The sequence below is a fragment of the Rhizobium mesoamericanum STM3625 genome (genome assembly GCF_000312665.1).
Taxonomy (GTDB): domain Bacteria; phylum Pseudomonadota; class Alphaproteobacteria; order Rhizobiales; family Rhizobiaceae; genus Rhizobium; species Rhizobium mesoamericanum.
This window is the reverse complement of sequence record NZ_HF536772.1, coordinates 2,955,565-2,974,970: the sequence shown is the minus strand read 5'-3', so window position 1 is coordinate 2,974,970 and position 19,406 is coordinate 2,955,565. Positions and strand designations below refer to the sequence as shown.

The 19,406-nt window shown below is 60.5% G+C and carries 18 protein-coding genes and 2 pseudogenes; 9 read left to right on the top strand and 11 right to left on the bottom strand.

Annotated elements, in window-relative coordinates:
* Positions 1-53: 53 nt before the first annotated feature.
* Both BN77_RS14655 and uvrB read right to left on the bottom strand, forming a co-directional pair.
* A complete protein-coding gene (locus BN77_RS14655) occupies positions 54-257 on the bottom strand; it encodes a hypothetical protein (protein WP_007533150.1) in 204 nt (67 codons plus the stop codon).
* A 191-nt stretch (positions 258-448) separates the two neighbouring features.
* Positions 449-3,454: an excinuclease ABC subunit UvrB gene (uvrB, locus tag BN77_RS14650; protein ID WP_007533149.1), complete on the bottom strand. Its 3,006-nt coding sequence runs from the start codon at positions 3,452-3,454 to the stop codon at positions 449-451.
* Between the two features lie 175 nt (positions 3,455-3,629).
* Between uvrB and BN77_RS35835 the strand changes: the two are divergent.
* Positions 3,630-3,885: pseudogene (locus tag BN77_RS35835) on the top strand (dihydrofolate reductase family protein); the annotation flags it as partial.
* Between the two features lie 57 nt (positions 3,886-3,942).
* On the opposite strand, the gene BN77_RS14640 reads toward BN77_RS35835, so the two are convergent.
* Positions 3,943-4,326 (bottom strand): VOC family protein, encoded by a 384-nt coding sequence (locus BN77_RS14640; protein ID WP_040677798.1) that lies wholly within the window; start codon positions 4,324-4,326, stop codon positions 3,943-3,945.
* A gap of 386 nt (positions 4,327-4,712) precedes the next feature.
* Here BN77_RS14640 and BN77_RS14635 point away from each other — a divergent pair, with 386 nt between their 5' ends.
* On the top strand, positions 4,713-5,033 hold the full coding sequence (locus BN77_RS14635; RefSeq protein ID WP_007533145.1) for a DMT family protein: 321 nt from the start codon (positions 4,713-4,715) through the stop codon (positions 5,031-5,033).
* Here the strand turns inward: BN77_RS14635 and BN77_RS14630 are convergent.
* The 4 genes and pseudogenes from BN77_RS14630 to BN77_RS14615 all read right to left on the bottom strand — a co-directional run bounded on the left by BN77_RS14630 (position 5,030) and on the right by BN77_RS14615 (position 6,622).
* On the bottom strand, positions 5,030-5,362 hold the full coding sequence (locus tag BN77_RS14630; protein ID WP_051177146.1) for an ArsR/SmtB family transcription factor: 333 nt from the start codon (positions 5,360-5,362) through the stop codon (positions 5,030-5,032). The genes BN77_RS14635 and BN77_RS14630 overlap by 4 nt on opposite strands.
* Entirely contained in the window at positions 5,355-5,801 is a 447-nt protein-coding gene (locus tag BN77_RS14625; RefSeq protein ID WP_007533141.1) for an SRPBCC family protein, read from the bottom strand. Before BN77_RS14625 ends, BN77_RS14630 begins: the two co-directional genes overlap by 8 nt.
* Positions 5,802-5,888: 87 nt before the next feature.
* Positions 5,889-6,184 (bottom strand): annotated as a pseudogene (locus tag BN77_RS31415) (hypothetical protein); the annotation flags it as partial.
* Between the two features lie 51 nt (positions 6,185-6,235).
* Positions 6,236-6,622, bottom strand: coding sequence for an acyl-CoA thioesterase (locus BN77_RS14615; protein ID WP_028744706.1), 387 nt, complete (start codon positions 6,620-6,622; stop codon positions 6,236-6,238).
* A 308-nt stretch (positions 6,623-6,930) separates the two neighbouring features.
* Between BN77_RS14615 and BN77_RS14610 the strand changes: the two genes are divergently transcribed.
* The 4 genes from BN77_RS14610 (at position 6,931) to BN77_RS14590 (ending at position 13,128) form a co-directional block, all read left to right on the top strand.
* Positions 6,931-8,748 carry a methyl-accepting chemotaxis protein gene (locus tag BN77_RS14610; protein ID WP_007533135.1) on the top strand — a complete coding sequence of 606 codons (1,818 nt, stop codon included), beginning with the start codon at positions 6,931-6,933 and terminating at the stop codon, positions 8,746-8,748.
* Between the two features lie 209 nt (positions 8,749-8,957).
* A complete protein-coding gene (locus BN77_RS14605; RefSeq protein ID WP_007533133.1) occupies positions 8,958-10,619 on the top strand; it encodes an alpha/beta hydrolase in 1,662 nt (553 codons plus the stop codon).
* Between the two features lie 715 nt (positions 10,620-11,334).
* Positions 11,335-11,580: a hypothetical protein gene (locus tag BN77_RS14595; RefSeq protein ID WP_007533129.1), complete on the top strand. Its 246-nt coding sequence runs from the start codon at positions 11,335-11,337 to the stop codon at positions 11,578-11,580.
* Between the two features lie 129 nt (positions 11,581-11,709).
* Positions 11,710-13,128, top strand: coding sequence for a pyridoxal phosphate-dependent decarboxylase family protein (locus tag BN77_RS14590; protein WP_007533127.1), 1,419 nt, complete (start codon positions 11,710-11,712; stop codon positions 13,126-13,128).
* A 62-nt stretch (positions 13,129-13,190) separates the two neighbouring features.
* Here the strand turns inward: BN77_RS14590 and BN77_RS14585 are convergent, their stop codons facing one another.
* Both BN77_RS14585 and BN77_RS14580 read right to left on the bottom strand, forming a co-directional pair.
* Positions 13,191-13,610 (bottom strand): DoxX family protein, encoded by a 420-nt coding sequence (locus BN77_RS14585; protein ID WP_007533125.1) that lies wholly within the window; start codon positions 13,608-13,610, stop codon positions 13,191-13,193.
* Between the two features lie 119 nt (positions 13,611-13,729).
* The gene (locus BN77_RS14580) at positions 13,730-14,776 is read right to left on the bottom strand and encodes a GGDEF domain-containing protein (RefSeq protein WP_007533123.1); all 1,047 of its coding nucleotides are present in this window, start codon (positions 14,774-14,776) and stop codon (positions 13,730-13,732) included.
* Between the two features lie 273 nt (positions 14,777-15,049).
* Here BN77_RS14580 and BN77_RS14575 point away from each other — a divergent pair, with 273 nt between their 5' ends.
* The 3 genes from BN77_RS14575 to BN77_RS14565 all read left to right on the top strand — a co-directional run bounded on the left by BN77_RS14575 (position 15,050) and on the right by BN77_RS14565 (position 18,449).
* A complete protein-coding gene (locus BN77_RS14575) occupies positions 15,050-16,372 on the top strand; it encodes an extensin-like domain-containing protein (protein WP_007533121.1) in 1,323 nt (440 codons plus the stop codon).
* Positions 16,373-16,764: 392 nt separating this feature from the next.
* The gene (locus BN77_RS14570; RefSeq protein WP_007533117.1) at positions 16,765-17,691 is read left to right on the top strand and encodes an ABC transporter ATP-binding protein; all 927 of its coding nucleotides are present in this window, start codon (positions 16,765-16,767) and stop codon (positions 17,689-17,691) included.
* Positions 17,688-18,449 (top strand): ABC transporter permease, encoded by a 762-nt coding sequence (locus BN77_RS14565; protein WP_007533115.1) that lies wholly within the window; start codon positions 17,688-17,690, stop codon positions 18,447-18,449. The genes BN77_RS14570 and BN77_RS14565 overlap by 4 nt, the downstream gene beginning before the upstream one ends.
* 27 nt (positions 18,450-18,476) lie before the next feature.
* Here BN77_RS14565 and BN77_RS14560 read toward each other — a convergent pair whose 3' ends face one another.
* Positions 18,477-19,178: a TIGR02281 family clan AA aspartic protease gene (locus tag BN77_RS14560; RefSeq protein WP_007533113.1), complete on the bottom strand. Its 702-nt coding sequence runs from the start codon at positions 19,176-19,178 to the stop codon at positions 18,477-18,479.
* Positions 19,175-19,390 (bottom strand): DUF1289 domain-containing protein, encoded by a 216-nt coding sequence (locus BN77_RS14555; protein WP_007533111.1) that lies wholly within the window; start codon positions 19,388-19,390, stop codon positions 19,175-19,177. The genes BN77_RS14560 and BN77_RS14555 overlap by 4 nt, the downstream gene beginning before the upstream one ends.
* Positions 19,391-19,406 lie beyond the last annotated feature (16 nt).

Here is a 19,406-nt window from a genome sequence, read left to right as displayed (position 1 = left end):
CACTACCGCGCCGCCATCGTTTTCTCGGGCATATCTGCAAGGTGTGTGTAGTCCTAGCGAGCCGCTGCGCCGCCGAGCTTGTGCTGGACGAAATCGGCGCTGCCGCGGACGTGGGAGACCACGGGCTTACCGCCGGCATCGGCGACGGCATAGGCGATGATGGTGACATCTTCCTCGAAGGCCGAGACGTAAAGAACCTGCGCCGGATTGACATAGATCGCGTTGTTGTGGGTGTTCTTGAAGGCTACGAATGCCATGCATGTCTCCTTTCGCATTGCCGGGGCAGATATGCCATGCAGGGATTGATGCAAGTTTAACGAGCCCAGGCTCATCATGTGCGTGCCGGCCGATGGGGACGGCGAAAGGAGGCGCGTCACCACGCGTCAAGCCTAAAAATGCCCATTCCTCCAAAAAGAAGTCCATCTGAAATTGCATACTGTACATGCATTTACCGCCCCGGCCGCCCGGTCTTGCCCTTCGTCCGTCCCTTGCGTTTCTGCTCGGCTGGATCCTCGTAGCTTCCGACGCCAGTCCTGCCGCGCACCAGCGGGCGAGGCCCGTCGCGGTCTGGTTGGCCTTCCAGGAGTGGTGAGAAGCGCTTCGTGGCCTTGGCGGCATCCGGCTTGTCAGGCAGGCGACCGGTGACCGGTTTTTCGGTGCGGCCGACGGTCATTTCATCAAGCGTGTTGCGGCGGAACAGGCTCTTGCCGGCGGGATCGGCGATGTCGCGGCCCATCTCGTCAAGGCCGGGTTTGCGGAAGAGCGGCGTTGCGGTGTCGGTGCCCGGGCCCATCTCGTCGAGGCCGGGCTTGGCGAAGAGGGATCCCGCCCCTGCGGCTGGCTTGCCGCCCCTGCGGCCGCTGCCTTCCTGCGAACGCGCTTCCTCGCGTGCCATCGGGTCGTCCATGACGGCGAGTTCGGCAGCCTTGAGGCGCTTGATCTCGTCGCGCAGGCGGGCAGCCTTCTCGAAATCGAGGTCGGCGGCGGCGTCGCGCATCTGTTTTTCCAGAGCGTTGAGATGCGCCTGCAGATTGCCGCCGACGAGGTTGCCGCCGTCGGCGAAGCCTTTGCCCGAGGCGCCTGATATGTCGGCGCGGACGTGGTCGCGCTCGTAGACGGAGTCGAGGATGTCGGAGATCTTCGCTTTGACGCTTTCCGGGGTGATGCCGTGTTCCTGGTTATAGGCCATCTGCTTTTCGCGGCGGCGGGCTGTCTCGTCCATGGCGCGCTGCATCGAGCCGGTGATGTTATCGGCATAGAGGATGACCTTGCCGTCGACGTTACGCGCGGCGCGGCCGATCGTCTGGATCAGCGACGTCTCGGAGCGCAGGAAGCCTTCCTTGTCGGCGTCAAGGATGGCGACGAAGCCGCATTCGGGAATGTCGAGGCCTTCGCGCAAAAGGTTGATGCCGACAAGCACGTCGAAGGCGCCAAGCCGGAGATCGCGGATGATCTCGATGCGCTCGAGCGTGTCGATGTCGGAGTGCATGTAACGGACGCGCACGCCTTGTTCGTGCAGGTATTCGGTGAGGTCCTCGGCCATGCGCTTGGTGAGCACGGTGCAAAGGGTGCGGTAGCCTTTGGCCGCCGTCTCGCGGATCTCCCCCAGCACGTCGTCGACCTGGCTGCGGGCGGAGCGGACTTCGACGGGCGGGTCGATCAGGCCGGTCGGGCGGATGACCTGTTCGGCGAACACGCCGCCCGATTGTTCCATCTCCCAGCTGCCGGGCGTCGCCGAGACGGCGATCGTGTCGGGGCGCATGGCGTCCCACTCCTCGAAGCGCAGCGGCCGGTTGTCCATGCAGGAGGGCAGGCGGAAGCCGTATTCGGCAAGCGTCGCCTTGCGGCGGAAGTCGCCCCGGTACATGCCGCCGATCTGAGGGATGGTGACGTGGCTTTCGTCGATGAAGACGATGGCGTTGTCGGGGACGTATTCGAAGAGCGTCGGCGGCGGATCGCCGGGGTCACGGCCGGTCAGATAGCGCGAATAGTTCTCGATGCCCTGGCAGGAGCCGGTCGCTTCAAGCATTTCGAGATCGTAGCGCGTGCGCTGCTCCAGGCGTTGGGCTTCCAGCAGGCGGCCGGCCTGTTCCAGTTCGACGAGGCGGTGCTTCAGCTCCTCCTTAATCGACTTGATGGCGGCATTCAGCGTCGGGCGCGGGGTGACGTAGTGCGAGCTGGCGTAGATCTTCACCGATTTCAGGTCGCCGGTCTTCTGGCCGGTAAGCGGGTCGAATTCGGTGATTGCGTCGATCTCGTCGCCGAACATGCTGATGCGCCAGGCCGCATCTTCCAGGTGGGCCGGGAAGATTTCGATGGTGTCGCCGCGAACGCGGAACGAGCCGCGCTGGAAATCCATGTCTCGGCGCTTGTATTGCTGGGCGACGAGGTCGGCAAGCAGCTGGCGCTGGTCGAGGCGGTCACCGACATTCATCTGGAAGGTCATGGCGGTGTAGGTTTCGACCGAGCCGATACCGTAGATGCAAGAGACCGAGGCGACGATAATGCAGTCGTCGCGCTCGAGCAGCGAGCGAGTCGCCGAGTGGCGCATGCGGTCGATCTGCTCGTTGATCGAGGATTCCTTTTCGATATAGGTGTCGGAGCGCGGGACGTAGGCTTCCGGCTGATAGTAGTCGTAATAGGAGACGAAGTACTCCACCGCATTGTCGGGGAAGAAGTTCTTGAACTCCGAGTATAGCTGGGCGGCGAGCGTCTTGTTCGGCGCCAGGATCAGAGCCGGGCGCTGGGTTTCCTCGATCACCTTGGCCATGGTGAAGGTCTTGCCGGAGCCGGTGACGCCGAGCAGGACTTGCGAGCGGTCGCCATTATCAAGGCCCTCGACCAGGTCCTTGATGGCAGTCGGCTGATCGCCGGCGGGCTGGTATTCCGAGGCCATGCGGATCTCGATGCCGCCTTCGGACTTGTCTGGCCGGGCAGGGCGGTGCGGCGTCCAGATCTTGCCGTTCTTGTGCAGCGGGTTGCCACTCTCGATCAGCTTGGCGAGCGCGTCGACGGTGGCGGTGACGGCTGTGCCGGCCTGCAGCGACGCGGCCTCCTCCAGCGTCGTGTCCATGCCGGCAACGGGATTGAGGCCGGCGGCGGCGCGGGTCTTCGGATCGGTCGAGCCCCCCATGGAGGTACCGCGCGCACTTTTCGAAGCGCTCACGCTGCCAGCGCCTTGCGCCTTCGCTCCCCGAGCGCCTCGCAACGGCGCGGACGCCCCATCTTGCTTACGGTTTTCGGCCGATTTGGCGGCGATCTCCACCTTCTTGCGGTGCTTTCCGGCGTTCGAGGCGATCTGGCGCTGCGTCTCGACACTTGATGCCTCGGCATCGGCCTCGAGCTGCTTCACCCAATCGGCCACGGAGCCGGACAGGGGAGCGCCTTCAAAGGACGACTGCGGAGCTTCCTCGAAGCTATTCGGGGCGGTGGATTTCTTCGGAGTTTTGGCCATGGGCGGAATATGGCGAGACTCACTGCGAAAGTGAAGAGGCAAAGAGTACAAAAGGGAAACAAAAGAATCGTTCGGATTTGGCAAACAGCGGTTGTTGATATTTGTCTCAGCCTGTCGTCGGCTCAGCCCGTGGTCGCCGGTCCGCGCGCGGAAAAAAGATTTCGCCAAGGTGGAGATGCGCAAGATCGTTCAGGTGCCCTCGTCAGTCTCGATGGCATCATGCAGGCGCCGGGCGGTCGTAATGAGGATCCGATCGGCAGCTTCAGATAGGGCGGCAGGGCCGCGCCCTGTTCAACGAGGCGATGGAAGAGGCAGTGGGCGAGTTGTTCGCCAAGGTTCTATTTGCTGCTCGGCGCGCAAGAGCTGCGACATCTTCGCCGCGCATGGCCTATGTGGCTGCTGGCGACTCGATCGGCCCGCTGTTCGACCAGAGCAAGACGACAACCGATGTTCGCAAAGCGGTAAATCTCACCAATATAAGATCGGGCTCATCCGCGTGCCGGCTGAAAGAGTTCAACGAAATTGCCGGACGGGTCTATCAACAGGATCTGCGAACCGCCTGGTCCCGTGACGATCTCATTTCGGAATTGAACGCCGGCGGCCCGCAGGCGCGCCACTTCGGCAGGCAGGTCGTCGACGATGAGATGTATCCGGTTCCAGCCGCCCGATCGGGGCCGTTCGCCATCCGGCATCGCTCGTCCCGCCGAACTCGTCGGCCCGCTGAGCAGCAGCCGTAACGCTCCGCGCCGTACATCCGCGAAAGCGGGGGCATGGTTCGACAGAACCGAAAAGCCCAGATGGCTCGTGTACCATGTGATGGCTGCGTCGACGTCATCGACCATATAACGGACATTGACGGTCGTTTCCGACATTTCCTCCTCCATCGCTCGGCCGGCGCGCCCTGGATGCGTCGCCGTGGGCGTGATCGGCAATTCCATCATCCGAAACGTATCGGAGAATGGAAAAAATGGAAATCCTTCAACATCCGCCACGCCAAGGGAAACGCCCATCATCTCGCGGGCGGCGCGCTTGGCCGGACCGTGGCGGGTTTCCATCCCTCGACGAACCGCTTGAAGGACTGTAGTCAGTCCGATGCCTCTCGCCGTGGACGAACGGAGCGTATGCTTCGGGATCCTTGAATGGAACCTTTAGAGGTCGTGCTTCGGCTGACGGACGAGCGCGAGGCGGCGCGCGGCCTCTTGCAGCGGAGAGCTTTGGCGATACATGCTGGCGCCAGTTTTAAGGTCGGGAATCACCCATGCCTTTTGCCTTCCCGGCCGCTGTCTGGCCGATCGTCATGCTTTTTGCGTCGAATATTTTCATGACCTTCGCCTGGTATGGGCATCTCAAGCACAGGGGCGCCGCACTGTTCATCGCTATTGTCGTCAGTTGGGCGATCGCCTTTTTCGAATACTGCCTTGCCGTGCCGGCCAACCGCATCGGCTCGTCAGTCTATACGACGGCACAGCTGAAAACGATGCAGGAAGTGATCACGCTGCTCGTTTTCTCCGGTTTTGCTGTGTTCTGGCTCGGCGAGAGGCTAGGGGCTGCCAGGTTGGCTGGCGCGCCGGAAGCCTAGCGTTCCACGAAGGCGCGCAGGCGTTCGAGCGCGTCATCCCATTGCCGCGAGACGCTGTCGAGATAGGCGCGCATCTCACCGATCCGATTGGGTTGAAAAGAGTAATGGCTTTCCCGGCCGACTTTCGTGGAGCGGACGAGGCCGGCCTGTTCCAGTACATGCAGATGTTTCGTAACCGCCTGCCGGGTAAGCACAGTGCCGACCGACAGGCTCGCAATCGAGCGTTCCCGCCCGTCGCTGAGGGCTGTCAGTAGGGACAGGCGCGTCGGGTCTCCTAAGGCGGCAAACAGGATCGCCGCTTTCTCGGGGTGGAGTTCGACGTTAGCGATCGACGTATTCCTTGATGTTTTTGATCTGTTCGGCCCAGCCGCCGTCGTTCATGCGGAAGGCTTCCTCGCGGCGATGCGCCGGGACCTTATCGAAACCCGATTCTGTCACCGTCAGGCGTGAACCCGATGGCGTCGGTTCCAGGCGGAACTCGACAAGGGTCGGCGCTTCCCCGGAATAGTCGACCTTGGGGTCAATGGCGTAGGGATGCCAGGTGAAGGAAAAGAGCTCAGGCTCCTCCATCCGCTTGACCGTCGCCTGCCAGCGAATGTGCTCGTAGCCGGGATAGGTGATGTGGCCTGTCGAATTTTCGCCCGGCACGAAGGGGCCGTCCAGTTGTACGCGAAACCATTCGCCGAACTCGCGGTGATCGGTGATGGCTTTCCAGACACGCTCGACCGGAGCATTCAGTTCGATGACCTTCTCGATGCGATCAGACATATCAGCAGCCTCCTGGTTGCCTTTTTAATCTCACATCTGCCCTCGATTGGCAACCAAAAAGTTGCTTATCGCCTGTCCGAGGACGTGCAGCGTGCCGAAGAACCAGCGCCGGCTTGAGTAGGAATAATCCTCATAGCCGCATGCCGTCGAGCGAAGCGCGCAAAGCATCACGAACAGGCAGAAGGAGACCAGAAACAGGTAGATGCCGATATGCAGCACCGGAATGGCCTGCAGCCGATACTCCCACCACCAGATGTGGATGATGAAGAGAAACATGGAGCCGGCCAAGCCGAGATGGGCGGCATAAGGCCTTAACCGGAGGCTGGATAACGTCGGCTATACCCGTCAGCCGCCGCGGCAGCAAAGCGAGATCACATCCCCATCAGCACCTTGATGTGGACAAGGACCTCGTGGGAAGCAACCGTATCGGTTGCCTACTCCGCGGGAACCGGCTTCGGCTTTCCGCTCTCGTCAAGCGCGACCATGATAAAGGTCGCCGCAGTCACCTGTTCCATGTTGTTGTAGCGGGCGCGCGTTGCCCATGCCTCGACCGAGAGCGTGATCGAGGTGCGACCGACAGCCACAATCGTTGTGTAGACCGAGAGCGTATCGCCGATCTTAACGGGGAGGGCGAAGGCCATCTCCTTGACGGCAGCGGTGACAACGCGGCCCTTGGCGCGCTCGGAAGCCATGATGCCCGAGGCAAGGTCCATCTGCGCCATAACCCAGCCACCAAATATGTCGCCCGCCGGATTGGCGTCGGCGGGCATCGCCACGGTGCGAAGAGTAAGCGCGCCGTTCGGCTTGGCGTTGTCGGTCATTGAGGGCTCCTGTTTCGGGAAGAGGATAACGATTCCGGAAGGACCGTAGCGCAGATGGCTCGGAAGCGAAACGCGGCGCGTCGGAGACGTCATCGGATCTGCTACTATGGTTCTACGAGAAGTTACCTAGCGCAGTTTGTATCGATCTTCTTTTCTCTAGACAAATCAGCGCCTTGCCCAGAAAGCTGCTTCAATGGCTGGAATGCTTACCCTACTGAACATAAGCGACATCTAATTTAAGTTCACGATACGGTAAGGCCCACATAGCAGTATTTCATTGTGATCAAATTCTGAACTGCCGGGGCCCAATGCGTAACGTGAAGATTTCCACTCGCCTCTATTCACTCGTGGGGCTGGCGCTGACCATTCTGGTGCTCGCCATCACATTCTTCCTCAACTATTCACACTCCAAGCTGGAGAGCGAGCGCAAGCAGGGTCTTGCACAAATGGATGCGACCGCGATCGCCATCTTCCAGAAATACTACAAGCTGGAACAGTCCGGCGCCATGACGCGGGAGCAGGCGCAGACGGCGGCGAAGGACGTGATCTCGGCCATGCGCTACGGCGGCAGCGGCTACTTCTGGATCAACGACATGCATCCGACAATGATCATGCATCCGATCAAACCGGAGCTGAACGGAACGGATCTGTCCCAGAACAAGGATCCGACCGGAAAGCTCATCTTCGTCGAGTTCGCCAAGACCGTGAAGAAGAGCGGCGAAGGCTTCGTCGATTATTACTGGCCCAAGCCGGGTGCGGCCGATCCGGTGCTCAAATATTCTCACGTGGTCGGCTTCGAACCCTGGGGCTGGGTGGTCGGCACCGGCGTTTATGCCGACGATCTTGCCGCGCTCTACCGCCAGAACGCGATCTGGGCTGCCGGTGCGTGCGTCGTCGGTGCGATCATCATCATCGGCGTTGCCTTTGGTATCGTTCGTAGCGTGACATCGCCGGTTGCCCGGCTGAAGGGCGCGATGAACGCGATTGCCGAAGAACGCGACGCGGTCGACATTGTCGATCATGACCGGCGCGACGAGATTGGGGCAATGGCGAAATCTCTCCTTGTATTGCGGGATTCGGTCCGCGAGCGGGCGCTGATGCGGGACCGCGAGAACCAGCACCAGCTTGAGATCGAGGAGGAGCGTCGCGGCAACGAGGCAAACTGGCGTTCGGCAGCCGATCGCCAGACCTTTGCCATCCAGTCGCTCGGTGCCGGGCTCGAGAAACTGGCTGCCGGCGACCTGACCGTGTCCATCGGAGACCTTGGCGAGGACTACGCCAAGCTGCGTTCTGACTTCAACTCGGCCGTCGACGCGCTGAACAGCGTCATCCAGGCGATCGCGGAATCGACCCGCGTCGTCAATAACAGCGCCGCCGATATAAGCGAGGCGACGAACAATCTGTCGAAGCGCACCGAGCAGCAAGCGGCTGCGCTCGAAGAGACGGCGGCGGCGCTCGATGAAATCACCGCGACCGTGCGGACTGCTTCCGAACGTGCGGCGGAAGCCCGCGAGATGGTGGCGGAAACCAAGACCAGCGCCGGCAAATCGGGCGATATCGTCCGCAATGCCGTCACGGCAATGAACCGGATTGAGGATTCGTCGAACCGTATCAGCCAGATCATCGGTGTTATCGATGAGATTGCCTTCCAGACGAACTTGCTCGCGCTCAATGCCGGCGTCGAAGCTGCGCGTGCGGGCGAGGCGGGACGCGGTTTTGCCGTCGTCGCACAGGAAGTGCGTGAGCTTGCGCAGCGCTCCGCCAATGCCGCGAAGGAGATCAAGGTGTTGATCAGCACCTCGGCAAGCGAAGTCGGCAACGGCGTGATGCTGGTGCGCTCTACCGGTGATGCGCTGCTCGAAATCGAGGAGCTGGTCAATCGCGTCAACAGCCACGTCACCTCGATCGCCACCGCGGCGCGCGAGCAGGCGACGGGCCTCAACGAGATCAACACGTCGGTCAACCAGATGGACCAGATGACCCAGCAGAATGCCGCGATGGTCGAGGAGACGACGGCTGCTAGCCAGACACTGGCCGAGGAAAGCCGACAGTTGAACACCTTGCTTGCCAGTTTCAGACTGCGCGCGACTGGTAGCAGCACAAGGCCGATGTCCCGCGCCGCTTGAACGACGGATCGGCATCGAAGCGGAGGCTCCCGGTGGTGTTCGGGAGCCTTTTTTGCATGGAGCCTACCTCAGCGTGCGTCCCTTGAGTTTGTGCTTTCAGATAGTAAGGTGCATGGCGTCTCGTAACCGATCGCCGGCCGGCTTTGATGGTTGCGTGGGCGAGCACAGCGCAGCGCACAATATCGGTGTTAAAAGTGTGAGAGGAAAGCATGAAGCGCTTGCTGCTGCACCTATTCGTGTCGCTTTCGACGTCGGGGTTGGCGCTTGGCTTCATCTTCTTTGCCGCGTCGCTGACGCCGAGCCTGATGCCACGATCGTTCTTCGTTCAAGGTGCACTGTCCGGCATCGCTGCCGCCGCCGGGTATCTGTTCGGAGTAACCTTTACCTGCCTTTGGAAATACCTGGAACTGCCGATGCCGGTCGGGCGAAGACTGGCCGGCAACATAGTCGTTTGCGGGCTTGGTGCAATATTGTCTGTGCTCGTCCTTTGGCGGACTGCCGACTGGCAAAATTCGATCCGCGACTTGTGGCACATGGAACGCGTCGATACGGCTGAGCCCTTCAGCGTTGCCTTCGTCGCAATCGTCGCTTTCTTCATTGCGGTTCTGATCGGCAGGCTGTTCCGGCTGACGTGTCTGTTCTTGTCTGAATGGCTATCGCGCTTTGTGCCGCGCCGCGTCTCTCAGGTGATCGGTGGTATTCTTGCGATCGCGCTTTTCTGGTCTGTGGTGAATGGCATCCTGCTGCGCGCGGCTTTGCATCTGGCCGATCGTTCGTTCCAGAGGGTCGATGCGCTTTTGGAAGATGGCGTGCCTATGCCCAGTGATCCGGCAAAGACTGGAAGCGCTGCCTCGCTTGTCACCTGGAAGGGACTTGGGAGGCAGGGTCGCAGTTTTATCGCATCAGGGCCGACAGCCGCGGAGATCAGCGATTTCTGGAAGACGCCGGCGCGCGAGCCGCTACGAACCTACGTCGGCCTCAATAACGCGGAAACAATCGAAGAGCGCGCAAAGCTCGCACTTGAAGAGATGAAGCGGCAAGGCGCATTTGAACGCTCGCTTCTCGTCATCATCGCTCCTACGGGAACCGGATGGATCGATCCAGCGGCAATGGACACACTCGAATATCTGCACCACGGGGATGTGGCCAGTGTCGGCCTTCAGTATTCGTATCTTGCAAGTTGGCTATCACTGCTCGTCGAGCCGGAATATGGCTCGGCCTCTGCCAGAGCATTGTTCCGGGACGTTTATGGCTACTGGACGACGTTGCCGCGGCAAAAAAGACCGAAGCTTTACCTCCACGGACTGAGCCTTGGAGCACTCAATTCTCAGGTCTCTGCCGATATCTTCGACATCGTGGCGGATCCTTTCCAGGGGGCGCTGTGGAGCGGTCCGCCCTTTGCAAGCAGGATGTGGCGAGAGGTGACGGCGGCGCGCGAGCCTCAATCGCCGGCGTGGCTGCCACGGTTCCGCGACGGATCCCTTATCCGGTTCACCAGCCAGACGAACCAGTTGTCTATTCCCGGTGCAAGCTGGGGACCTATTCGCATCGTCTATCTCCAATATGCCAGCGATGCCGTGACATTCTTCGATCCCAATTCCTTTTATCGGGAGCCGGCCTGGATGAGGCATCCGCGTGGGCCCGATGTCTCACCAAGCTTGCGTTGGTTTCCGGCGCTGACGATGCTGCAATTGCTGGTCGATGTGGCGATCGCAACGAGCGCTCCCATGGGGTTCGGCCACGTCTATGCGCCTGCGCACTATATCGATGGCTGGATCGCCGTGACGGACGCGAACATCGATGCAGAGAGGGTGGAGGCCTTGAAGCGGCTCTTTGCGCAGCGGTCTGCGCCAAGCGGGGGGAACGACTAGTTATCCACAGCTCACGTCCCAAACATGGAAACGGTGCGCATTAACCATATTCGTTAGGCTTTCATTTAGCGTCTCGTATCAGTTTGCGCCGCAGTGGCTGGGAAACCACAGGATCGAGGCTAGAAACAATGACCTACAGTGGATTGCTCCTTACTGCCGTCGTGGCTGGTTTGATCACAATTCTGGCAGTCGGTAGTCGTCCGGCGACCGAGGCTGCGTCCAATTGGCCGCAGATAGACGTGATGAAGACTGATCGCATCGTGACGGGCAGTGTTCCTGCACGATGATGAGGATGTGTTGAATTTATACCGCGCCAGCGGCGGCAGGCGTTTCAAATCGGCACTTCTGATGCCTCCCATGGATGCATCGCGAGTGATCTTCAGACTTTGTTAGGCGTTAGCGGCGCGAGGCCTTTTGCAACCTCGGCGGATGGCCTAAGCCGATATCATGGGAGAGAAATCATCACCTGAGTCACGGCCGTGCCTGATCGATCTGGTGATCGTCGGCGTGGTCGCGGGACTTCTGGCTTGCGTTTTGCGCGGCGGCAACATCGGGGTAATCGCGCCGGTGGGTTTGGGTACTGCCTTGTCCTGGCACTTTCTGGGATTCCCGATCATCAGGACAAGAAATCGTTCGCGCTAAATTGGAAGTCGGAAGCAAGAGCGCATTAACAGTCAGGGGCTTAAGCGGGTAGGGTTCTTAAGGCAATTTACCCATGTATAGTTCCGATCAACTACGCTACGACGTCATTTGCGACCCGCTCGATCAATGGATGGTGTGGGACAACCAGACTGAAGAGCCTGCATTCTTCGGCGGGCAGATATTGTATGGCTTAACGGAAAGCCATGCCGTCGAACTCGCCAAGATCATGAATGAGCTGTATGGCAACGAGAAGCGCGATACGGCCCGATCATCCAGCGGCGACTTGGGCCCGACCGCGTGTCGCAGCGCGGGGGGCTGATGGTCTCGGGCGTCGTCGTTGCGCGTTTAGCGCTCGACTGGCACGAGCATAGGGTTCAGGCTATTCTTCGCACGGCAGAGTTGGCAGCCATGTTGCGTGTGTATGCGCGCGTCATAAGGGAGGCGGGCCGTGAGCACCAAGGAATTGTTTTCGATCGCGGCTGCCCATGCAGCGCGTTTTCGCGACGCGATCGACAGCCGCCCCCATTATCCTTTGTTGGATTACGCCGCCGCCGTGGAGGCTTTTTGCGCCCCGCTGCCTGAACTGTCATCGCCGATGATCGACGTACTCGAAGAGCTAGTGGCGAGGGCGGAGCCTGGATTGCATTTGATGACGGGTGCGCGCTTCTTCGGCTGGGTGATCGGGGGCTCTCACCCCATGGGGGTTGCCGCTGATGTCCTGACGAGCGCGTGGGGGCAGAACGCCGGCAACCACACGGCGTCGCCTTCGGCGGCGGCCGTCGAAGCCGTAGGGGCGCGCTGGCTACTTCAGCTGCTCGACCTTCCCGCCGGCTCCTCAGTCGGGTTTGTCACCGGGGCAACTGTGGCGAACTTCACCTGTCTGGCAGCTGCCCGTGGTGAGGTGCTGCTGCGCGCGGGCTGGGACGCCGATGCCAAAGGGCTGTTCGCAGCGCCCCCGATTAGTGTGCTCATTGGTGATGACGCGCATACAACTGTGTTCTCCGCCTTGCAGTTTCTTGGTCTCGGCCACGACCGCGTGTTGCGAATTGCGACGGACGATCAGGGGCGCATCCTGCCGATGGCGTTCGAGCAGGCCGCAGCCAAGGTGACCGGACCGTGTATCGCCATCCTCCAGGCAGGACAGATCAATACAGGTGCCTGCGACGATTTCGGTCGCTTGATCCCGATCGCCAAATCAAAGGGCGCATGGGTCCATGTCGATGGAGCGTTCGGCCTCTGGGCGCAGGCGTCGGCACTGCGACGCCATCTGACCGCTGGTGTCGAAGAGGCTGACAGCTGGGCGACCGACGGGCACAAATGGCTGCAGACCCCTTACGATTGCGGCTACGCGATCGTGCGAGATGAACTGGCGCACCGGCGCGCGATGACGATCGCGGCGAGCTATCTGCCGCTTGCCAGCGAGGGCGAGCGTGACCCTTCGCACTATGTCCCGGAACTGTCGCGCCGCGCGCGGGGCTTTGCGACATGGGCGATGATCAAGCACTTTGGGGCTAGCGGTATCGAGGCCCTGGTCGATCAGGCGTGTGACGCCGCAACAGATATCGCTCTGGCGCTTGCTGCCGAACCGGGCATCGCAATCGGCAATGATGTCGTCCTCAACCAGGTGATCGTACGCTTTGGGGCGGACCTGCCTGCTAATCAGGGCGACGACCTGACCAGGCGAACGATAGCCGCTTTGCAGCGAGAGGGTGTTCTGTTTGCAGGTGGAGCGACGTGGCGCGGCGGACAAGTGATGCGATTATCCGTTACCAATTACCAGACGAACGCTGTCGAAGCGGCAAAGGCGGTTGGTGCCATCTTGCGCGCCTATCGGGGTGAACGGCGATTGCCGAGTGAGGTGCGTTGAAGCCGTGCACCGATCTTCGCGGCTGACTTGAACCATGTTCGCTGTATTCAATAGTTGCGGCACTACTTCCTGCGCTCGCTCAGCCAGCGATCGATGGAAAGAGAGCCAGCGCCAACGGCTGCGAGCACGAACATGCCGCCGGCAATGGCGAGGTCCTTCTCGAAATGCAGGAGTTCGTTCTGGTCGCTGAAGTTGGTGTGGAAGAGCGTCGCGGTCGCGACGCAAAACAGACCCAACGCAGTGGCGCCAATACGGGTCAAAAGCCCGCCTGCAATCGACAGCCCGGCGCCAATCTGGAGCGCGATCGTTGCCACAAGAAGGGGAACGTTCAAGCCGTACTGTGCGGCCATTTCGATTGCACCGGAGAAATTCAGCGCCAGAGAGGTGCCTTCGTGCAGAAAGATCCAGGCGAGAAGTAACCGACCGATCAACAGCACAACGTCGCGCGCGCCTGTATCGACCGAAGATTTGCCGTCTGCCATATGGGGGCCTCCGCGCTGCCGAGGACCTCGGGACAGCGTGTCGGCATCATAGTCCACAGATGCGGCTTCGTCGCCTGCCTTTCTGACGGAAGTGACCCGGGCGGATGGCGGACGAGAGATTAGGCGGCGTCCATCTTTCGACTGTCGATGGCCTCAGAAGCCTCATGGACATGGAAGCGGTTCTTGCCGTCAGTCTTGGCTTTGTAGAGTGCAGAGTCGGCGCAAACGAAAACGTCGCAACGCAGCGATGTGTCGAACAAGGCGACACCGACGGAGGCGCCGACGAGTATTCTGGTGCCGTTTTGTTCGACGAAGCGGCCAAGACACTGAACGATCGTTTCAGCGAGCGCTCTGACGCTATCGACAGTGTCGTAGCCACTGACGAGGACCGCGAATTCGTCGCCACCGATGCGGGCCACGAGGTCTGCTCCCTTGCATGCCGCCGACAACCGCTCTGCCGTTTCCTTGAGGCACTCGTCGCCGGCCTTGTGGCCGAAGGTGTCGTTGATGCCCTTGAAGCCGTCGAGGTCAATGAGCAGGAGAGCCGAGGCACCGCCGCCGAGAGTGCGCAGGGGCAGGTGCTGCAGGGCAGACTGAAACTGTGCGCGGTTCGGCAGGCCGGTCAGGATGTCGAATTCCGCGAGATAGCGGATCTGATCGAACATCATCTTTTCGGCGGTGATGTCGAGTTTCATGCCAAAGATGCGGACGGGGACATCGCCTTCACATTCGACGGTGGCCGTGATGCGGATCCAGCGGGTGTTGCCCTTCGGTGTGACGATTTCCGCGTCGAGCGTAAAACCGCTGCGCTCCTCAATCGCGCGGCTGCGACGTCGCCCAAGCTCTGCCAGCGATTCCTGGGAGTAGCATTTCACGATTTCCGAGCGATCGAGATCGGCGTCGTAGGGCATGTCGAAGAGGTCGTAGACCATCTTGGTCCAGACAAGTCTGTTGTCCGGCAGGCTGCATTCCCACACTCCAATTCTTGCGGCTTCCGAGGAGCGATCGAATATCTTGCGGCTGTGGGCGAGGGCGACCGCCTGCTCGTCCAGCCGTCGCTGCTTTTCCACGAGGGCCTGCTGCAGCGCCTCGATGGCAGCCTCGCGGTCTCGACGGAACGGTGGCAGGCGCTCAGCGATTTGAGCGAAAGCAGCGAAAAACCTCATGCCCAACCCAAAGTTAGACGGCCCAATCCTACAATCGTTGGAATGACTTAAGATTTCGTGTGGTGTTGTGCGGCAACTTTCCATGCCTGATGTGGACAGACCCAATTTTAGAAAATCGTGGCTTCCGGATGGACCTTCCGCGTGCGTTGTTCCGCCTCGGTTTCTCGTTCAGGACGGGGGCGGCAATGGTTCGGGTAAGCTTTCGTTCACCGTTCTTCATTAAATTTCGGCTTGAGTTTTAGATCCCTGCCGTTCCTCGGAAGCGATGAGAGCATGGCCCTTGTACCCATTCTTCGGCAGTACGTGCTGCCAGTCTTGCTCTCGACGGCGCTGGTAACGTGTTCGACCGATGGCCTTATCCCCCCCGGTGAGGTGGATAACGGCACGCGGGTGGGATCTATCTCTGCGCCTGAGCGTCGCGTCGCTGCGGCGCGCATGCAAACGGCGTCAACTGAACAGGCCTATCCGGTCGCCAATGCGCCCGTCGGTGATGCTGCCGGATCAGTCGACTACCTCAACACACCCAATCTTGCGGGAACGGGACGTAGCCGCGCCGGAGGGCAGCCACAGACGTTGCGGCCAACTGGGCGCCTGCCGATGATCGACAGCGACGAGGCGATGGCGGGCGCACAAGGTGCGGCCGGATCCCTTCGAAACCAGCCTTCTAGCTGGGGCGGCACGCAGCAGCTCGCCGTGCCTGAGGGTGGTGTCAACATGGATGCTGAACTTGGCGCCGAGCCCGTGGTTGGCCTTGCCGAGGAGCAACAGCAACAGATCGCCGAGGGCCAGTCCGATCAGCCTGTTGTCGATGGTATCGGCACGGAAAATCCGGTGCAGTTGAACCGGGCACGGATCCCGGCGCCGGCAGGAAAGGCGCAGATAGGCAGCGCGCCTGCGTGGCCCGATGGAAGGCCGGTCGTTGCCCCGGCGCGCGTGCCGGCGGAAAACGAGGCGCAGGAGGTTGCCATGCTGCGACCGAACAATCCGAACGCGCCGATGGTAAGCGAACCAGCCGCTCCTGTGGCTCCGAGCATGATGCCGGCCTCGGAACTTGCCTGCCGCCGCGAATTGAAGCGCATGGGTGTCGTCTATACCGAGAAGCCGCCTATCTCGCAGGGCCCTGCCTGCCAGGTTCCATATCCGATCTCCCTGCAAGGCCTTTCCGGCAATATCGGCGTGCAGCCGGAAGTGACGCTGAACTGCCAGGTGACCCTTGCCTTCGCCAAATGGGTCAAGAACGAGCTCGCACCTTCCGCCCGGTTTCGCTACTGGTCGGGTATCAAGACCATTCAGCCCCTCGGCGGATATAGCTGCCGTCGCATGAACAACAGTCGGCAGCGCTACAATCCGATGTCCGAGCATGCTCGTGGTAACGCGATCGACGTTGGCAAGTTCGTCCTGAAAAGCGGCCATGAGATTGACGTGCGTAAGAAGGGACTGTTCTCCTTCCGGGAAGGCCGGCTGCTGCAGGCCGTGCGCAGCGACAGCTGCAAGTATTTCAACACGGTGCTCGGACCGGGCAGCAATCCGGAGCACTGGAACCATTTCCACTTCGATCTGCGCGCACGCCAGGGCGGCAGGGTCTATTGCGATTGAAAAGGAAAGGCCAGCTCGAAAGCCGGCCTAAGGTGAACGCGGCGTGGGCGGCGGCGCCCAACCGGGTCAGGTCATGTAATTACTCATAATGCACTCTACTGCGTGTCGAGGAAGCAAAAGGAGCGTAACGAGATCGCTCAGACGGCTGCTCCGCAAGGGGTGCGGCGGGACGGAGAGCGCTTGCTTGCCTCGCCGTCTTTATGGCTGAGAAATATCACCGGCTGATGACATTCGATCGGTGCCAAGTTTTCCAAGGACTCGCAAAAATGTTTTCTCTCGCCAGCATTTTCACGCGAGTGAATACTCTGTTCATCTGTGCCGGGATGTCAAAATTACTCAAAGCGGATATATAGCGCCGCATAACTCCCGCCGCAGACGGCAGAAGACCCTTTATGGCCCCGATCATTTCCATCCGAAATCTCACCAAGACTTATGCCAACGGATTTCAGGCGCTCAAGGGCATCGACCTTGATGTCAAGCGGGGCGAGATCTTGGCGCTGCTCGGGCCGAACGGCGCGGGCAAGACGACGATGATCTCGATTGTTTGCGGTATCGCCAATCCGAGTGGCGGCACGGTGACTGTTGCCGGCCATGATGTGGTGAAGGATTTTCGGGCGACGCGCTCCATGATCGGCCTCGTCCCCCAGGAGTTGACGACGGACCAGTTCGAGACGGTTTGGAATACCGTCAGCTTCTCGCGCGGACTGTATGGCAAGCGACCCAATCCAGGGCACATCGAAAAGGTGCTGCGCGATCTGTCGCTATGGGACAAGAAGGACAACACGCTGCGGCAACTGTCTGGCGGCATGAAGCGGCGCGTGCTGATTGCCAAGGCACTATCGCACGAGCCGGAAATCCTGTTTCTCGACGAGCCTACCGCGGGCGTTGATGTGACATTACGCAAGGACATGTGGCACGTCGTCGAAAAGCTCCGGCGCTCAGGGGTCACAATCATCCTGACCACGCATTACATCGAGGAGGCGGAAGAGATCGCCGACCGCGTCGGCGTCATCAACGGCGGGGAGCTTCTCCTGGTGGAGGATAAGACCGCGTTGATGGCGAAGCTTGGACGCAAGCAACTCATTCTCGAGTTGAACGAGCCGTTGCAGGTGCTGCCGGAGTGCTTTGCAGGCAACGGTCTTTCACTCGCGGCGGACGGCAGCCGCCTGATTTACGATTTCGATGCACAGACCGAGCAAGAGAGCGTTGCCAGCCTGCTGACCCGGCTCGGAGAGCAGAACATTCACTTCAAGGATCTTTCGACGCAGCAGAGCTCGCTGGAAGATATCTTCGTGGCGCTTGTCGGAGGGGCGAAATGAACGCCGAAGCCATCAAATCCATCTATTTCTTCGAAATGGCACGCACGCGCCGGACGCTGCTGCAAAGTGTCGTTTCGCCGGTTATTTCGACGTCGCTCTATTTCATCGTCTTCGGCGCAGCGATCGGTTCTCGAATCCAGGAGGTGGAGGGTGTGTCCTACGGCGCGTTCATCACGCCTGGGCTGATCATGCTGACGCTGCTTGGCCAATGCATCAGCAATGGTTCTTTCGGGATCTATTTTCCGAAGTTCACCGGCACGATCTACGAGGTCTTGTCGGCGCCGGTCGCAATGAGCGAGATTCTGCTCGGCTATGTCGGGGCGGCGGCGACAAAGGGATTGATGATCGGGGTGATCATCCTGTTGACGGCCAACGTCTTCGTGGAGGTGAGGATCGAGCATCCCGTGATGATGGTGCTGTTCTTTCTGCTGACGGCCATCACATTCAGCCTCTTCGGCTTCATGATCGGAATCTGGGCGACGAACTTCGAGCAGTTGAACCTCATTCCCATGCTTGTCGTGCCGCCGCTGACCTTCCTTGGCGGCAGCTTCTATTCGATCAGCATGCTACCGCCCTTTTGGCAGGCGGTGAGCCATTTCAATCCGGTACTCTATCTCGTCAGCGGTTTCCGCTGGAGCTTCTTTGGCATCGCCGACGTCAATCCGCTGGTGAGCCTGGGAATGATCTCGTTCTTCCTGTTGATTTGCCTGGGGACGCTGGGCTGGATCTTCAAGACGGGATACAGGCTGCGGAGCTAAACGCCGATCGGCAGGGCGCCACCGGCCCTAGTCGCGCATCCGAAGTTCGTCGGTCTGTATCTGCAACGAGCCGAGCGTCGAAAGAAAGCTCATGCCGAGAAGGCTCTGGTCGAGTTTGCCGTCCTGCGCGACGCTGGCCGGAACGTTGTGGCGGACAATGGGGCCGATTGCGACCTCGGAGAGCGTGGTACGGGCTGCGCGGGTGCGGCCATTGGCCGTCATGACGCTCATCGTGTAGTCGAGGTTGTCGGGGATGACGCCCACTCGCTCGGCATCCTCGCGGGACAGCGCGATCATGCTGGCGCCGGTATCCACCAGCATCGATATGCTTTGGCCATTGATCGTGACGTAGGCCTCGTAGTGCCCATTCAGGAGCTTGTGAAGGATCACCTCCTGACCACCCTCGCTGGTGGTCACGACCACCGCGCGACCCGGCACCAGCCCGGCAAGCAGGCGGTTGCCGACGGCAAGTGCCTCCTGCCGATAGAGATAAAGGGTCGCAAGGCCGAGGATCAGGACGAGCCAGATCATCAAGTTCCGCAAAGTCTCGCTTGCGCTGGCGCGCCGCGCCCAAATTCCCGCGGCCAGCATCAATGCGATCGGAAGCAGATAGACGAAACGGCCGAAATCGTCGGTCCGCATGCCGAAGATGCGGCTCGTGTCGTTGCTGAAGATGAGAACTGCAAGACTAAGGCCAAGAACCGCAAGGACGATCGTTAGACGGTTCATACATGCTGCTCCGCGCCGGCCTCAGTGCTCGGCTGCAATGGTATTGTCAGTCCGCTCGCGGCAAGTCGCGCGGGCAACAACGCCATCAGCCGCCGGCGCTCCTCGTCGCAGAAGGATATCCAACCGCCGATCTCCGCAAGCGTGCGACCGCAACCCATGCACAGGCCGGTTTCCGGGTCGATCGAGCAGACGTGGATGCAGGGTGTTTGCATGCACCCTATATCGAGA

Excerpts from the sequence above, each read along its gene's own strand:
- BN77_RS14655 (WP_007533150.1), bottom strand. The coding sequence starts at position 257 with ATGGCATTCGTAGCCTTCAAGAACACCCACAACAACGCGATCTATGTC.
- BN77_RS14595 (WP_007533129.1), top strand. The coding sequence starts at position 11,335 with ATGTATAGTTCCGATCAACTACGCTACGACGTCATTTGCGACCCGCTC.
- BN77_RS14615 (WP_028744706.1), bottom strand. The coding sequence starts at position 6,622 with ATGACCGACAACGCCAAGCCGAACGGCGCGCTTACTCTTCGCACCGTG.
- BN77_RS14585 (WP_007533125.1), bottom strand. The coding sequence starts at position 13,610 with ATGGCAGACGGCAAATCTTCGGTCGATACAGGCGCGCGCGACGTTGTG.
- BN77_RS14625 (WP_007533141.1), bottom strand. The coding sequence starts at position 5,801 with ATGTCTGATCGCATCGAGAAGGTCATCGAACTGAATGCTCCGGTCGAG.
- BN77_RS14610 (WP_007533135.1), top strand. The coding sequence starts at position 6,931 with ATGCGTAACGTGAAGATTTCCACTCGCCTCTATTCACTCGTGGGGCTG.
- BN77_RS14560 (WP_007533113.1), bottom strand. The coding sequence starts at position 19,178 with ATGAACCGTCTAACGATCGTCCTTGCGGTTCTTGGCCTTAGTCTTGCA.
- BN77_RS14580 (WP_007533123.1), bottom strand. The coding sequence starts at position 14,776 with ATGAGGTTTTTCGCTGCTTTCGCTCAAATCGCTGAGCGCCTGCCACCG.
- BN77_RS14605 (WP_007533133.1), top strand. The coding sequence starts at position 8,958 with ATGAAGCGCTTGCTGCTGCACCTATTCGTGTCGCTTTCGACGTCGGGG.
- BN77_RS14635 (WP_007533145.1), top strand. The coding sequence starts at position 4,713 with ATGCCTTTTGCCTTCCCGGCCGCTGTCTGGCCGATCGTCATGCTTTTT.
- BN77_RS14555 (WP_007533111.1), bottom strand. The coding sequence starts at position 19,390 with ATGCAAACACCCTGCATCCACGTCTGCTCGATCGACCCGGAAACCGGC.
- BN77_RS14575 (WP_007533121.1), top strand. The coding sequence starts at position 15,050 with ATGGCCCTTGTACCCATTCTTCGGCAGTACGTGCTGCCAGTCTTGCTC.
- BN77_RS14565 (WP_007533115.1), top strand. The coding sequence starts at position 17,688 with ATGAACGCCGAAGCCATCAAATCCATCTATTTCTTCGAAATGGCACGC.
- BN77_RS14640 (WP_040677798.1), bottom strand. The coding sequence starts at position 4,326 with ATGTCGGAAACGACCGTCAATGTCCGTTATATGGTCGATGACGTCGAC.
- uvrB (WP_007533149.1), bottom strand. The coding sequence starts at position 3,454 with ATGGCCAAAACTCCGAAGAAATCCACCGCCCCGAATAGCTTCGAGGAA.
- BN77_RS14570 (WP_007533117.1), top strand. The coding sequence starts at position 16,765 with ATGGCCCCGATCATTTCCATCCGAAATCTCACCAAGACTTATGCCAAC.